Below are 223 nucleotides of genomic sequence, written 5' to 3'. Positions count from 1 at the left end.
CACTAAAAAAAAACAAGTGCAAGGCTAGTACCAAAAATAAATCTGAAAAAAGAGGTGTTATAGATGTTACAAATTAAGAATCTTTCAAAGAGTTTCCCAAATCCATATGGTCAACCTAATACTATATTTGAAAATTTATCAATTGATATAGAAGATGGTGAATTTGTAAGTATCATAGGTAGTAATGGAACTGGAAAATCTACTATATTAAATATAATATCTG

The 223-nt window shown here is 26.9% G+C and carries 1 protein-coding gene; it reads left to right on the top strand.

What is annotated here, in order from left to right; all coding sequences use genetic code 11:
• Positions 1-63: 63 nt before the first annotated feature.
• Positions 64-223: ATP-binding cassette domain-containing protein (locus tag KGF50_RS22210; protein ID WP_227850028.1), on the top strand; the 160-nt coding region annotated here is incomplete at its 3' end.

It is taken from the genome of Clostridioides sp. ZZV15-6598 (assembly GCF_020657705.1).
Taxonomy (GTDB): Bacteria; Bacillota; Clostridia; order Peptostreptococcales; family Peptostreptococcaceae; genus Clostridioides; species Clostridioides difficile_F.
Note: the sequence above shows the minus strand (reverse complement) of the source record. Positions and strands in the feature narration are given on the sequence as shown.